The sequence below is a fragment of the Nocardia sp. NPDC006044 genome (assembly GCF_042871115.1).
In the GTDB taxonomy this organism is placed as follows: Bacteria; Actinomycetota; Actinomycetes; order Mycobacteriales; family Mycobacteriaceae; genus Nocardia.
This window is the reverse complement of the sequence record NZ_JBIAID010000004.1, coordinates 172537-185819: the sequence shown is the minus strand read 5'-3', so window position 1 is coordinate 185819 and position 13283 is coordinate 172537. Positions and strand designations below refer to the sequence as shown.

Annotated in this window: 12 protein-coding genes; 5 read left to right on the top strand and 7 right to left on the bottom strand. The window is 67.2% G+C overall.

Annotated features, from left to right (window positions below):
• Positions 1-588: 588 nt before the first annotated feature.
• Positions 589-2037 carry a glycosyltransferase 87 family protein gene (locus ACFYO1_RS32150; RefSeq protein ID WP_387239266.1) on the bottom strand — a complete coding sequence of 483 codons (1449 nt, stop codon included), beginning with the start codon at positions 2035-2037 and terminating at the stop codon, positions 589-591.
• Between the two features lie 303 nt (positions 2038-2340).
• Here ACFYO1_RS32150 and ACFYO1_RS32145 point away from each other — a divergent pair, with 303 nt between their 5' ends.
• The 3 genes from ACFYO1_RS32145 to ACFYO1_RS32135 are packed head-to-tail and all read left to right on the top strand — an operon-like array spanning position 2341 to position 6084.
• Positions 2341-3735 (top strand): cytochrome P450, encoded by a 1395-nt coding sequence (locus tag ACFYO1_RS32145; protein ID WP_387239263.1) that lies wholly within the window; start codon positions 2341-2343, stop codon positions 3733-3735.
• Entirely contained in the window at positions 3732-4979 is a 1248-nt protein-coding gene (locus tag ACFYO1_RS32140) for a sensor histidine kinase (RefSeq protein ID WP_387239260.1), read from the top strand. The genes ACFYO1_RS32145 and ACFYO1_RS32140 overlap by 4 nt, the downstream gene beginning before the upstream one ends.
• A complete protein-coding gene (locus ACFYO1_RS32135; protein WP_387239257.1) occupies positions 4969-6084 on the top strand; it encodes a hypothetical protein in 1116 nt (371 codons plus the stop codon). Before ACFYO1_RS32140 ends, ACFYO1_RS32135 begins: the two co-directional genes overlap by 11 nt.
• A gap of 53 nt (positions 6085-6137) precedes the next feature.
• Here ACFYO1_RS32135 and ACFYO1_RS32130 read toward each other — a convergent pair whose 3' ends face one another.
• From ACFYO1_RS32130 to ACFYO1_RS32120, 3 genes are read right to left on the bottom strand one after another with little or no spacing between them, the layout of a single operon-like run.
• Positions 6138-6683 (bottom strand): hypothetical protein, encoded by a 546-nt coding sequence (locus ACFYO1_RS32130; RefSeq protein ID WP_387239254.1) that lies wholly within the window; start codon positions 6681-6683, stop codon positions 6138-6140.
• Complete coding sequence (locus ACFYO1_RS32125) at positions 6680-7822, bottom strand: hypothetical protein (protein WP_387239251.1); 1143 nt, start codon at positions 7820-7822, stop codon at positions 6680-6682. The genes ACFYO1_RS32130 and ACFYO1_RS32125 overlap by 4 nt, the downstream gene beginning before the upstream one ends.
• A 58-nt stretch (positions 7823-7880) precedes the next feature.
• On the bottom strand, positions 7881-8291 hold the full coding sequence (locus tag ACFYO1_RS32120) for a FixH family protein (protein ID WP_387239248.1): 411 nt from the start codon (positions 8289-8291) through the stop codon (positions 7881-7883).
• 113 nt (positions 8292-8404) lie between these two features.
• Here ACFYO1_RS32120 and ACFYO1_RS32115 point away from each other — a divergent pair, with 113 nt between their 5' ends.
• A complete protein-coding gene (locus tag ACFYO1_RS32115) occupies positions 8405-8920 on the top strand; it encodes a hypothetical protein (protein WP_387239245.1) in 516 nt (171 codons plus the stop codon).
• 1049 nt (positions 8921-9969) lie between these two features.
• Here the strand turns inward: ACFYO1_RS32115 and ACFYO1_RS32110 are convergent.
• Positions 9970-10911 carry a LysR family transcriptional regulator gene (locus ACFYO1_RS32110; RefSeq protein ID WP_387239242.1) on the bottom strand — a complete coding sequence of 314 codons (942 nt, stop codon included), beginning with the start codon at positions 10909-10911 and terminating at the stop codon, positions 9970-9972.
• An 82-nt stretch (positions 10912-10993) separates the two neighbouring features.
• On the opposite strand from ACFYO1_RS32110, the gene ACFYO1_RS32105 reads away from it, so the two are divergent.
• Positions 10994-11938: a Gfo/Idh/MocA family protein gene (locus ACFYO1_RS32105; RefSeq protein WP_387239239.1), complete on the top strand. Its 945-nt coding sequence runs from the start codon at positions 10994-10996 to the stop codon at positions 11936-11938.
• Between the two features lie 2 nt (positions 11939-11940).
• On the opposite strand, the gene ACFYO1_RS32100 is transcribed toward ACFYO1_RS32105, so the two are convergent.
• On the bottom strand, positions 11941-12603 hold the full coding sequence (locus ACFYO1_RS32100) for a VC0807 family protein (RefSeq protein WP_387239236.1): 663 nt from the start codon (positions 12601-12603) through the stop codon (positions 11941-11943).
• A gap of 17 nt (positions 12604-12620) precedes the next feature.
• A complete protein-coding gene (locus ACFYO1_RS32095; protein ID WP_387239233.1) occupies positions 12621-13250 on the bottom strand; it encodes a TetR/AcrR family transcriptional regulator in 630 nt (209 codons plus the stop codon).
• Positions 13251-13283: the final 33 nt, after the last annotated feature.

Below are 13283 nucleotides of genomic sequence, written 5' to 3'. Positions count from 1 at the left end.
CATAACCTGTGCGCGTAAGCGACGAGCAATGCCTGAGTCATCGAGCCGAGTCAAAAGGTGGCTACTTGATCTTCGATCGCGACCATTTGACTCGACTCGATGAGCGAACGACCTTTTGACTCGACTCGATGAACGCGCACGCCCCTCCGACACACCGCGCCGACCACCCGACGCCCTCGTTTCCCCAGCCTCTTTGAACCGGACCACAAGCCGATGACCACGCTGGAACCCGCGCGCTGCCCATACCAACTATGGAAGTAGGTCGGGGACCCCGCCTGACGTGCTCAGCACTATCGATCATCTCTGGGAGCAGGTTTACCTGACTCGCCAGGTAGACCTCCGGCATGTCCCAACGCGACCTGACGAGGAAAACTGAAGACCTACCCCGGTTTTCACTGGAGTAGTGCTGAGCACGTCGCCTGCCGTACCCGGCTTTAGGCGCATGTCGAGCACGCGGTGTCGCGTTCCAGCGTGGTCATCTGGCTGTGGTTGCGTTATCGAGACTTTCTTCGCATACCTGATTCATTGTTCCAATACCTGCTTCCAATACCTGCCGGCGGGTTGAGGGGTATGCGAAAGCGTGGGTGTCTATGTGCCCTGTCGCGTGTCGACGGCGCCGACATACTGGTGCTCGGTGACCGGCTGCTGCGCGTCGACCTCCACTGACTCCATCAACGCTTCGATTTCCTGCAGCGGCGAGACCGTGTCGGCATCGGCGACAGTGCGGTTTCCGGGCTTGAAGCAGAGCAACCACACGCTCGCCGCCACCAGCGCGCCTATGGCGAGCAAGGTGTACGCGTCTCCGAGCAGGAATTGCCAGATGTTCCAGCGGTATTCCCGCCCATTGGTCTGCGGCACATCCCAGATCAGGCCTTGCGGCAGTAGCGGCAGATCGGGATCCCACCAGCCGACCCGATCGATCCGCATCGGCCAGGCGAAGACGAAGAGGTAGACGAGCGCGGGCACCGCGATCCGCACCGCGACCGGGCGATCGCGCAGCGCGCGGAACACCCACATCAGTGCGGGCACGATCCACACCCAGTAGTGCGTCCAGGAAATCGGGGAGGCGAGCAGCATCACGGTCGCCGCCAGCAAAGCTCCGAGCAATTCGTCGCCACGCAGGTAAGCGACCCTGGCCGCGGCGATTCCGGCTATCCCGAGCAGACCGGCGACCACCAGCGAGGAGCTGCTGTCTTCCCAGGTGGACCATTGCAGACGACCGAACAGCCCGTTGATCGATTGATTCTGCACGTAGGCGAAGCCGATTCGGTTCTGTGACGTCATCGTCGTGGTCCAGAATTCCAGCGCCTGCGCCGGCCGATACCAGAACCCGATCGCCACGGTGGCGGCAAACGCGGCGCAGGCCGTGGCCGCGGCCTTGAATTGGCGGGTGATCAGCAGATAAACGACGAAGACCGCGGGCGTCAGCTTCAGGCCGGTCGCGATGCCGAGGAGAATGCCGCGATACCAACGGTTCTTGGGTATGGCGAGGTCGGCCAAGACCATCGCCATGAGAATCACGCTGAGCTGTCCGAATTGCAAGGTCTGCTGAACCGGTTCGAGCCAGAGCCCGGCGGCGGCGACGGCGATCGTGATCGCGACCAACGCGAGCCCGCGCCGGCGACGTTGCAGCACCCCGGCGCTCCATACGCTGATCCCGAGCGACGCCAACGTCATGATCGTGACGCCGGTGCCGACATAGTTGATCGGGAACTGCGCCAATTCCGCGCAGATCCACGCGGCGAACACCGGATAGAGAAAGGGCAATCCCAGCGGTCCGCGTCCGTCGTACAGCAGCTCGGGATGTAGCGCGGCCATCGAGCCACCCCACATGTAGACCTGCAGGTCGACCTGGTGCCAGTACATATCCCAGTTCGGCCGGATGAATTCCAGCCAGGCGCCGACGGAGACGCAGGCGAACACGATCGCGGCACCCAGCGCCACGAATCCACGCGAGGCACGAGGCTTCTCGATCGCACCGGCACCGCGCTGTTCGCCTGTTTGCAGCATGACAGCCATGGAGTTGTTTTCCTTCATCAGGTGAGGCAACACACGCAGACCAGCAACTGTTTAGCTAAACTAAGAGCAATCATCCTAGCACTTCACTCGAACATGTCGCGCGCCCCGAACTCCTTGGTGTGGAACGCATCTCACGAAAGCCGCCGAACAGGGGAAACAGCACGAATTCCACCCCCCGACCCCAATTCTGCGGGCATGACTACGCCCCGCCGCCCACATACGATCCGGCACAGACAGACTGCTCGTCAGACGTCCTGATCACCGGGCGGCGGGGCTGACGAATCGCTCTGACTTCGATGACGACCACGGGAGGAATCGTCAGTGAACGATGATCGGGCGGGGGAAATCGAGCACCTGGACCACGGACGCAGTGGTGTGCTCGGGTTGGGTACGACGCTGCGCTGGTTCCGTGATCCGCTCGCGGTGATGGAACGGCTGGCCGCGGAACACGGTCCGGTGGCCGGGTTCCGTATCGGGATGTTTCCCGCGGTGCTGGTGACCGGGCCCGCGGAGATCAACGAGGTGCTGGTGTCGCGCGCCGCGGACTTCCGGCGCGCGCGAGCGGTGACCGGAACGCTGTGGCCCGCGCTGCGCGAGGGCTTGATCATCTCCGAGGGCGAGGTGCACCGGACCCAGCGCGCGATGGTCGCACCGCTGTTCACCGCGCGACGGGTGCCGAAGTACGTGGACGTGATGGCCACCCGCATGCACGCTCACCTGCGCAGATGGCAGGCCGCGGGCGAGGTGGACCTGCTCGCCGGGGTGCAGGCAATGATGCACGATGTGGTCGCCGGGCTGCTGATCGATGAGCCGCTCGACGGGCATCAGGACGTGGTCGACGCCGCGACCCGGATCTTCGACTGGGAGATGCGGGCGATGTCGCGCCCCATCGTCGCGCCGTTGAACATTCCGACGAAGCGCAATCGCGAGTTCATTCAAGACCTTGCCCTGGTTCGTGATTGGGCCGCGCGAGCGATCGATGTGCGACGCCGCAACCCCGACCGCCACGACGACATCGTCTCCGCCCTGCTCGCCCAGCGCGATCGTGAGGGCGCGCCGATGGGCGAGGACCGCCTGGTCGACGAGGTGATCAACCTGTGGGCCGCCGCGCATGAGACCAGCGCGGACGCGATGTTCTGGACCGCCTACGCGCTGTCGCGCCATCCCGCCGTCGCCAACCGTGCCGCCGCCGAGGCGGACCGGGTGCTCGGGGGTGCGACGCCGACCGCCGCGGATCTGGCCCAGCTCCCCTACTGCCTCCAGGTATTCAAGGAATCCATGCGGTTGTATCCGCCGTCACCCGCGTTCCTGCGCGAGGCCGCGGGCGCGACCCGGATCGGCGGCTACGCGATCGACGAGGGCACGATCGTGTTCGTCGCCCCGTACGTGATGCATCGGTCGGCCCGGCAATACCCGAATCCGCTGGCTTTCGACCCCGATCGATTCGCGCCGCAGGCGGACCGGTCGTGGGAGCGGATGTCCTACTTGCCGTTCGGGGCCGGCGAACACGTGTGCATCGGTTCCGCCCTCGCCTTGCTCGAAGGGCAGATCTTCACCGCGCTGCTGCTCAACGGCGGCTCGGTGCACATCGACCGGAACGTCGCGATGAAGTTGACGATCAACCTGCGCCCGAAGCGCGAGGCGCGCGCCGTGTATGTGCCGAGGCGGGTGTCGGGCCGCGAGCTGTCGAGGGTCGAGGCCAGCGAACCGCGATGACCTCGATGTCGCCGTCGCTGTTCGGCCGCATCGTGGCCGTCCTTTCGGGTCGATGTAACCGGCAGACCTCGATCGGCCGGGCCGCCACCGACCGGATCGATCGCATCCTCGCCTTCGCGCTCGGCATCGGCGTGTGGATCTTCGGCGCGGGCGACGCCGCCGAGATGGCCGCGCAGTCCAGGCATTTCCAGACCTGGTGGACCGCGGTCGCCATGTTCGGGGTGTTCGGCACCGCGCTGCTGCTGGCCGGGACCGCGCTGTATGTCGAGCAATCCACCGTGCGGATCATCGCGGCGACGCACGCCGTCGTTTTCGCGGTGGTCGTCGGGTTGTCCGGGTTCGCCGTGCTGCCCGGTCAGATCACCGACGACGTGGCCTGGATCTATCGGCTGGTTCCGCTCGGTGGCGTCGCGGCGACGCTGGCCTGGCGCAAGTCCACGACCGCGATCTACGTGGTCGTCGTCGGGTTGCTCGCCGCGTCGTCGACCGGTCAGGCCACCGGTGATCTCAGCTGGACCGAGTTCGGGCTCACCTCGTTGCGCATCCTCGGCATCACCGTCACCTTCGTCTACATCACCGAAACGGCGCGGCGCGCGGCCCGGCTGCTCGACAAGGAACAGGCGCGCGCCCACCATCAAGCCTCGCTCGCCGCGGCGGACGAGGCGCGGGCCAGCGAGCGCGCGCGGTTCGCCGGCGTGATCCACGACAAGGTGCTGGCCACCTTGCTCGACACGTCCCGCGGCGGTTGCGCCACTATGCTTGCGCGGCAAGCCAATCAGGCCCTCGGCCAGCTCGCCGCCATCGGCCGCGTCAACGATATATGCACCGACCTCGAGGCCATCGAGATCATCGCGCGCGAAGTGGTCGGCGCCACCGATGCCCAACTGCGCGTGCAGGTCCGCCACGACTACAGCTCCGCCGACCTGCGCATCGAATCGGCGGCGGTGACCGCGCTCGCCCAGGCCGCCGCCGAGTCCGTGCGCAACAGCGTGCGGCATGCCGACGTGCCGGGGCGAACTGTGGCAAGACAATTGACCATCGTCGCGCGCGCGTGCGGCATCACCGTCGTCGTCGAGGACGACGGCGCCGGCTTCGATCCCGCACTCGTCGCGGCCAACCGGCTCGGCCTCACCGTCAGCATCGTGCAGCGGATGCGCGAAGCCGGCGGCCTCGCCACCATCGACTCGCGCCCCGGTGCCGGAACCCGAATCATCCTGGAGTGGAGCGCACCTGATGACACGTGACGACGGCGACCTGAGCAGGCTGCTCAGCGGACGCCGCTCCACGATGATCACGATTATCGCCGTGGTGCTGGCCACCGACGCCGCCGTAGTGATCCGTTCGGTGCGCAAGGCCGAACTGCCGATCACGGTGGCGTTGGTCGCCGCGGCCGTGATCATCGCCGCCGCAACGGTTGTCGTGGTGCTCGATACCGGGAATCCGATCCACGAGTACGCGGCGGTGTTCGTCGCGTCCGCGGGTGCGATCGCGACGTTGATCGCCAACGAGCACGTGACGGCGGAAATCCACGCGCATACCAGTGTGTGGACCGCGTACACCGCAGGCAGTGCTTTGGCGATGCTGGTGTTGCGTGGCCGAAATGTCTTGGCCTGGGCTGGAACTGCGGCGACCTGGTTCGCCGTCGTGCTCGCCGCCGGCGGTGAACCCACCGTGTACGTGCAAGCCGTCGTGCCCCTGGTCAATGTCGCCATCGCCGCCGCGTTCGCCGCGATCATGCGCCCCACCCTGCGCTCGCTCCGTCAACTCGAGATCGAGTCGACCGCCCGCGCCGTCAAACAAGCCCGCCTCGACGCCCAGAACGCCGAGCGCAAACGCCAACTCAACCGCCTCGACCGCCGCGCGCGCCCTATGCTCGAACGCATCGCCGCCGCAGTCCCGTTCCACGCCGACGAACGCGAAGAATGCCGGCTGCTGGAAGCCGAACTCCGCGACGAACTCCGCGCCCCCCAACTCTCCACTCCCGAGTTACTCGCCGCGGCCCGCGGCGCACGCCAACGCGGAGTCGAGGTAATGCTGCTCGACGACGGCGGCCTCGAAACCGCCCCGCCCCTGCTCAGCACCCGCGTCCGGCACGTCGCAACCCTGGAGTTGGACAAGGTTCACGACGGGCACATCACCGTACGAGTGCTCCCACCCGGCCGCCGCTATCTCGCCACCGTCCTGGTGGACGAGCAGAACGGAAACAAGCGCATCGAAATAGACTCCGCGGGAACAGTAACCGTCACCCTCGATCGAATCGCAAAGGGTCGAACCGACGACTCAGGCGTATCACTCCCAGCACGCGACCTCCTCACCGAACTCCCACCCGTCCACTCCCCCGACGCATAGTCCTCACTGCAGAAACAGGATTGTCTGTTCAGGGCAGCCGTGTGCTTGCCGGATCAGAGGGATAGGGGTTGGCGAGCGGGGCGGGTGCGGCGCCAGCAGACGGCGAGGAAGGCGATCAGTCCGAGCAGGGGCAGGGAGGCGATGGTCCAGCTCAGGGGCAAGGGCGGGCCGGGCTGATCGGCGACGTGGACACCGTCGAGTTCGCCTTCGCCATGGCCGAGTGGGCCGTCGAGGGTGAAGTGGAAACTGTAGTCGCCGGGTTCGTTGATGGCGAAGATGTCCAGACCCCAGGAGTCGCGTTTGCGCGGGTGACGGGCGAAGGGGGCGCCGCGTTTCCAGGAGTGGTACGCGGGGCCGGCGATGCGGTATGTCCCGGACTTGCCGGCGATGCCGCCCTCCGGCATGAAGGTGAAGTCGAGGGACTTCATGGCGCGAATGGGCCAGGTGGAGAAGCCGACGGTCATGGTGTACGGACCGACCTGGACGCGTTCGGTGTGCACGATGTCGACGGGAGCGTAGGCGGAGGCGGGCGCGATCGCGACGAACGAGAGGGTGATCGCCGCCAGCACGGTGAGGGCGAGCTTGCGCAGTGTGGTCATCGGGCGATCTCCGTTGCGGGCGCGGGCAGCATGCGAGTGAAGCGGCCGGCGAGGAAGCCGGCGAGCAGGCCGAGCGGTACCGCGACGACGGTGGACAGCAGGACGTCCTTGGCCGCGATGCCGGAAAAGAAGTGGGTGAGCTGCAACTGCACCGGAAAGGTAAGTCCGACAACGACACCCGTCACCAGACCGGCTACCACCACGATCTTGTTCGGATCGTAGCCGCGGGTGCGGGCGAGCAGGAACAGGCCCTCCACGGCGACCGCGGCGATGATCAGGAACATCGGCATGATGGCGGGCAGCGACGGCGGACGAGACCCGAGCCCATCGCGCAGCGGCAGCCCGATCGATGAGGCGTACACCTGCGCGGCCCACGGCGAGAACCACCACAGCACCGCCTGGAGCAGCCCGAGGGCGAGCGCGATGGCGATGGCGGCGCCGGGGCGGGCCAGCGCGGCGGCACCGAGGACGAGCAGCATCGGTCCGAAGAACAGGACGCCGAGGATGGTCGAATCTATGGGCAGTTCGAAGTTGTCCAACGCCTGGGTGAGGATCGGGGCGAAGATGATCATGATCGGGATGGCCAGGACGATGCCGAACTGGCCCCAGCGATGGTCACGATGCGCGGCGAAGACCATGATGCTGCCGATCATGGTCAGCGTGATCGACAGGAACAGCGCGACGTGCGACGGGGTGTTCAGCACCGCGTCGAAGCCGTAGATCGAATGCCACTGCATGTCCAGCAGGCCATAGAGCAGGAACAATGCCGCACCCGCACCGGCAACCATGTAGCCGAGCGGAGCCGTGAGGTTGCTGCCGAATACCCGGATCGGAGTGCCGCCCATCGCGGGCACCGGCCGTCCGGCGCGTTGGGCGAAGGTGGCGATGAGCACCATGGCGAGGCTGGCGAACCCGGAGATGGCGCTGCCGGAATACAGGAACAGATGCGGCAGCGTGAAGAAGGTATCGGGACCGACGTCGTTGTGCCACTGGATATCCCAGCTGAGGCCGATCAACGTGACGGCGGTGCCGAGCAGCACGCCCCAGCCCCCGGCGCGGGCCGCCGCACTGTCGTCCGAGACGGCCGCCGGGGGCGGGCCACCGCCTGCGATCGTGCCGGACGCTACTGAGCTGTTCATGACGAGCGGTCCCTCCTGTGTCGTGCTCCTGCGATTCGTGCCGATCCGCATGCGCCGCTCAGCCGCCGACCCACAGTGGCAAGGTGACTCGGTCGATGCCGTTGTGCGCGTCGATGGACAGGCGCAGTTCCCAGGGGCCGGTCATCATCAGCGATATCGCCGGGGCATGGAAGCGACCGGATCCGTTGGCAGCGGCCGGAACCGGTGCACCGGCGTGACCCATCAGCGGCTGGATCGCCTGAATCTGCACTGCCGCATGGTCTATCGGGGCGCCGTCCCGGTCGGTGACGGTGACGTCCACGGCCGTTTCGCCGAGTCGCACACTGTCGATGGTGACGGTCACGAGATGGTGGGGCGTACCGGTTTTCAGCACGACCGGGGTGCGCGCACTCGGCCAGACCAGCCAGCCGACGACGGCGATCACGACCACGACGACCACTGCGGCGACGGCCCGCCTCGATGTGCTCATCGCCGCTCCCCCTGTGCCGCAACGACATCGAGTACGACCGGAACCGTGAGCACGGAGTAGTTTCGTTCGACCTGGATCCAGAGCCGGTATCGCCCCGCGACGGGAACGTGAAGGTGAACGGAACGTCGGGTCCGTACGCGGCCACGGTCTCATCGGGCGGACTCTCGCCGTTCACCGGCGGCATGAGCATGACCCCGCGCCCGGCGGCGTCGCCGTGCATGCCCGACATGTCGTGCATTCCCGCCATGTCGTGTCCGCTCATTCCCGGCATGTCGGCCATGGTCGGCATCGACGTCGGGCCCATCGAGTGCGCGTGCCCCCAGACGGTCGAGTTCTGCACGGCCGCAGCGATATCCGCGCCGTCATCGGGCACCGGACCCGCCATGATCAGGTGGCCGACCATGCCGAGCCACGGTTGCAGATCGGACTTGTCGCCGATTTCGGCGGTGATGGTCGTCGGGTTCCCCGCCACCGCCTCGGTGGTCCGGACGGTAATGGAGTTGCCGGCGACAACCGTCGCCGCGGACTTGTCACCGCCACCGAGACGCATCGGGGCGCTGGATGTCTGGGGCGCAATGCTCGCATCGTTCGGCAATGCGGTGAATCCGGTTGCGGCACGGACCAGCTGAACACCGCCGCCGCGCCGGGCCAACTCGGCCGACAGCGCGTACCGGCCGGACTCGCGAGCGGTCAGATGAACCTGATAGCGGCCGGGCCCGGTGCGGATCGGATGCAGGTGTGACAGTTCACCACTCGGGGCAACCACGAGCAGGTGCATGAGCGCACTGTCGTGCACGAGCAGATCGTCCACGGACGCTCCGGTGGCGGCGTCGATCGGCAAGAGAGTCAGATCGCCCGGCTGCCCGGCGGTTACCGAACCCTCGACGGTGAGGATGACCGGCGGCCGCGAGAAATCCGAAATCAACGGCTGGCTCAGCGAATACGGATCGGTGACGTTACCGACCGTGGGGTCGAGCTGACCACCGGGTTGCGGCGGCAGCGGCAACGACGCCGACAGCAGCGCGGCCGTCACCGACACCGCGACCCCGGCGACCATCCCGCCGGCCGGAATCAACGCCCACGCACTGTGCCGGGCGCGCAGGGCGATCACCACCGAAACCGGCAGCAGCACACCGGCGACCAGGAATCCCAGATAGACCAGCCGCTCCGGCGGCGACGTGACCTGGGCCGGCACCACGAACGGAATCCGCGCCACCCGGGTCCCGTCGCCCACGGCCAGCTCCCAAGGACCTGGACGATCCAGATCGAGCGTGGCCGAGTACATCCCCGGTTCGGCGCCGAGTCCGACGACCGCCTCGGCAGTGGGCGATCCCGGGGCAGGCAGCTCCGGGCCGGCTCCCGTCCGCGTCACCGTGAGCGTGAGCTTCCCGGCGGCAGTGCCCGCGTGCGTGACCACATCCACGCGCAACGGCCCGGGAACGCTGGTGACTCGCCGGAGCACGATCGTCAGTTCCCGATCACCGAGCGACTGCGCCACCGAAACGTCCGCGCCCGCCGCGGCGGAGTCGGCGACGGCAGGTGCCATCCCCGCGGACGCGAGCAGAATCCACAGCCCGACGACGAGCAGGACTCGGCGGCGAGCAGCGCGGGCGACGGACACGGCCCTCATGGTATGGAATTGGTCCCATGAGTTCATCACCTCCGCAGGGGATCTCAGCTACCCCGCTGGGGTGATGCCGCCATGGGGGAAGACCCGGAGAATGTCCGGGCCGCCACGGTTGCCGGCGGCTTGCCGAAGCAGTGCGAGGAACGTGGACAGCGGCGCCTGCGACTCGGCGCCCGCCTTGACGATCACCACGATCGTCCGCGTCGGAACCGGGCCGGCGAGCGGGCGGTAGACCGCCGACGTCGTCGGAATGGCACCGAGCGCGAGGCGCGGAATCAGCGTCACCCCGAGGCCCGCGGCGACGAAGCCGACGGCGGCGGCGTAGTCGTGCGCCTCCACGGCGAAGTCGGGGCTGAATCCGGCCGCGCCGCAAGCCTTCAGCATCGTCTCCCGGCAGCGGGTGCTCGGCCACTCGTTGTCGACCCAGCGTTCCGATCGCAACTCCCCCAGCTCGACGACCTCCCGCGTGGCGAGCGGATGGTCAGGCGGCAGCACCGCGATGAAGGGGTCGTCGAGCAGGTGCAGGACGCGCAGCCCGGCGGGAACGCGCACGGTGTCGTCGATGACCATGATCTCCGCGTCGGCGGACCCGTTCTCCGACAGGCCCTTTCCCAATCGGAGCGCAACCCGGACCTCCGGATGACGGAGGCCGAGTTCCGACACGACGGGCGGGATGAGCACCGCCCCCGCGGTGGCGAAGTAGCGGACGGTCAGGCGCTGCGACTTCCCGGTTCGCAGGTCGGCGAGCGCCGTTTCGGCGCGGGCGATCTCGTCCTGTATCCGCCGGGTGTGTGCGGTGAGCAGCAGGCCGGCCTCGGTGGGCCGGATGCCGCGTCCGTGCCGTTCCACCAGCGAGATTCCGGTTTCCCGTTGCAATGCGGCGATGTGCTGACTGATCGCGGACGGGGTGTAGCCGAGCCGGGTTGCCGCCCCTTGGATCGAGCCGTTCTCGACGACCGAGCGGAGCACTGTCAATCGATGCACGTCGAGCATCGCAAAATCCTACAGTGGCACTTAAGTGTCCGTTAGGAATCATCGCTTGTGCTGTTGCCTTGTCGAGCGACAGGCTGGCTGAATGAAGATTCGATTGGGGATCATCGGCCTGGGTTCGATGGGCGCCGAAATGCTCAGCGTGGCTCACCGGCATCCGGATTTCCAGGTCGTCGCGGCGGCCGATCCGAATTCGGTTGCCGTCGAACGGGTTCGCGCCCGCTATCCGGACATTGCCCTCGGCCACGACCCCTCGTCCATGGCCGACGACGATCGGCTCGACGCCCTCTACCTCGCTTCACCACCCGACTCGCACGCAGGTTACGCGGTAGCGGCGATGCTGGCGGGCAAGGCGGTGTTCTCGGAAAAGCCTCTGGCAGTCCGGCTTACGGACGGCGAGGAGATGGTCCGGGTCGCCGCCGAAACCGGTGCGGTCAACGCGCTCAACTTCACCCTGTCCGATCGCGCGGCCGCGGTAGAGGTCGGGCGAGCCGTGCGGGCCGGCGAGGCCGGTGACATCCTCGGCGTGGACATGCGATTCGGGTTTCCCTCCTGGCCGCGCGCCTTTCAACGCGATGCCCGCTGGGTGGCCGGTCGCGAACAAGGTGGCTTGTTGCGCGAAGTCGGTTCGCACTACGTGTTTCTCACCGACCGCCTGCTCGGCCCGCTCACTCCGGTATCCACTCGAGTCCACTACGGCCCGGCGGCGGAGACCACTGCCTTCGGCGCCTTCACAGCAGGCGGGGTTCCGGTCACCCTCACCGGGAAGGTGGCCGCCGTACCCGAGTCGTATGAATGGATCCTCTACGGCGCCAAGCGTTCCTACCGGATCACCGACTGGTCGCGCCTGCGGATCAGCGACGGCGGCCCATGGACGGAACTCCCGATCGGCGGACCACGCGGCAGCGAACACACCCGATTGAGCGCATTCGCCGCCGCGATCCGCGGACAGCCCTCGACCCTTCCCGACTTCGCCGCCGGGCTCCGCGTCCAGCAGGCGGTCGAGCATTTCCACCGGAAGGCTTCCTGAACTCAGGCTTTCAGCCCGTGCTTGGTGAGGTAGAAGTTGTGGAAGGTGAGCAGGAGCGCGAGAACTACCAGCCATTGCACGGTGCTCACCAGCGGAATCGAGTCGATCGGCAACGTGTAGGCGAGCACTACCCGGATGAACGCATCCAGCAGGAAGACCGCGCCCCACACCGCGGTCAGCACGCGCAAGTGATAGCGGAACCGGGAGTCGTTGTCCCAGCGGGCATCCCACTGCCGATAGCCTTCCTCGCCGATCTTCGCGGTGACGATCGCGCGGGAGGCGACGCGCATGAACGGACGCTGGGTCAGCAGCGAACCCAGCATCCACAAGCCGAGCAGACCGAAGATCCAGCTGTCGCGCACCATGAGCGTGCGCGGGTCCCCGGTCACCAGCGTCATCACCGACCCGAGCACGATCATGGAGAGCACGAACAGGGCGAACGCGTCGATGCGGCGCTCCCGAATCGCATGGTAGACAAGAAGTCCCGCGATGAGCAGGGTGGGCGCGATCAGCGCGGCCCACGGGTTCACCCCGGCCGCACGGAGGGCGTAGTAGCCGCCGAGCGGAAGCACCAGCTCGAGGATGATCTGGCGGGCGAGGTGGCGCCGGACCGCGGCGCGTTTCTGCTGCGGCGTCGGTTCGGTGAGCGTCTGCGGTGCATTCATGTGGGCTCCGGTAGTGATCACGATTGGTTGCGAGTAGCGCGTTCGAACAGATCGGCCAGTTCGCGGGCGCAGGCCGCGGCGTCGAAATCGGGGTCGTCCGCCGCGCGCGCGACGGCCGCGTCGCGGGCGGCACGAATGGCGAGCCCCATGACCGCGGGGTCGAACGCCCGAAATGCCCCGGCCCGCTGGCCTTCCCGGAGCCACTGCTCCTGCGTGCGGGCGATCTCGTCGACGTGCTCGATCAGGCTCACCGTCTGCGGGTCGGCGGGCCGGGCATTGGCGACGATGCTGGCCAGCGCCCGCTGATGCTTGGGGTACTCGTCGAGCAGGGCCAGGTTGGCGGCGAAGTACGCGCGCAGCGTCGCCACGTATCCGGACTCGTGCTGGAGCTTGGCCACGACGAATTCCGTATTCACCCGCACGATTTCGTCCGCGACCTCACGAATCAGCTCGTCCTTGCCGCGAAAGTGATACGAGATCATGCCGGTGCTGCTCAGCCCGGCCTCCTGCGCGATCTTCGCGAACGACGTACCGGGCAGCCCGTGCGCGGCCACCACCTCGATCGCCGCCTCCACGATCTGCGCCCGCCGAGCAGCCTCGGTGAACGTCCGCCCCGATTGCTTACCCGAGCCACCTTTTGCTTGCATGAGCAAAACTATAGCTCGATTTGCTTACTCGAG

Excerpts from the sequence above, each read along its gene's own strand:
- ACFYO1_RS32120 (WP_387239248.1), bottom strand. The coding sequence starts at position 8,291 with ATGAGCACATCGAGGCGGGCCGTCGCCGCAGTGGTCGTCGTGGTCGTG.
- ACFYO1_RS32140 (WP_387239260.1), top strand. The coding sequence starts at position 3,732 with ATGACCTCGATGTCGCCGTCGCTGTTCGGCCGCATCGTGGCCGTCCTT.
- ACFYO1_RS32105 (WP_387239239.1), top strand. The coding sequence starts at position 10,994 with ATGAAGATTCGATTGGGGATCATCGGCCTGGGTTCGATGGGCGCCGAA.
- ACFYO1_RS32110 (WP_387239242.1), bottom strand. The coding sequence starts at position 10,911 with ATGCTCGACGTGCATCGATTGACAGTGCTCCGCTCGGTCGTCGAGAAC.
- ACFYO1_RS32130 (WP_387239254.1), bottom strand. The coding sequence starts at position 6,683 with ATGACCACACTGCGCAAGCTCGCCCTCACCGTGCTGGCGGCGATCACC.
- ACFYO1_RS32135 (WP_387239257.1), top strand. The coding sequence starts at position 4,969 with ATGACACGTGACGACGGCGACCTGAGCAGGCTGCTCAGCGGACGCCGC.
- ACFYO1_RS32095 (WP_387239233.1), bottom strand. The coding sequence starts at position 13,250 with ATGCAAGCAAAAGGTGGCTCGGGTAAGCAATCGGGGCGGACGTTCACC.
- ACFYO1_RS32150 (WP_387239266.1), bottom strand. The coding sequence starts at position 2,037 with ATGAAGGAAAACAACTCCATGGCTGTCATGCTGCAAACAGGCGAACAG.
- ACFYO1_RS32100 (WP_387239236.1), bottom strand. The coding sequence starts at position 12,603 with ATGAATGCACCGCAGACGCTCACCGAACCGACGCCGCAGCAGAAACGC.
- ACFYO1_RS32125 (WP_387239251.1), bottom strand. The coding sequence starts at position 7,822 with ATGAACAGCTCAGTAGCGTCCGGCACGATCGCAGGCGGTGGCCCGCCC.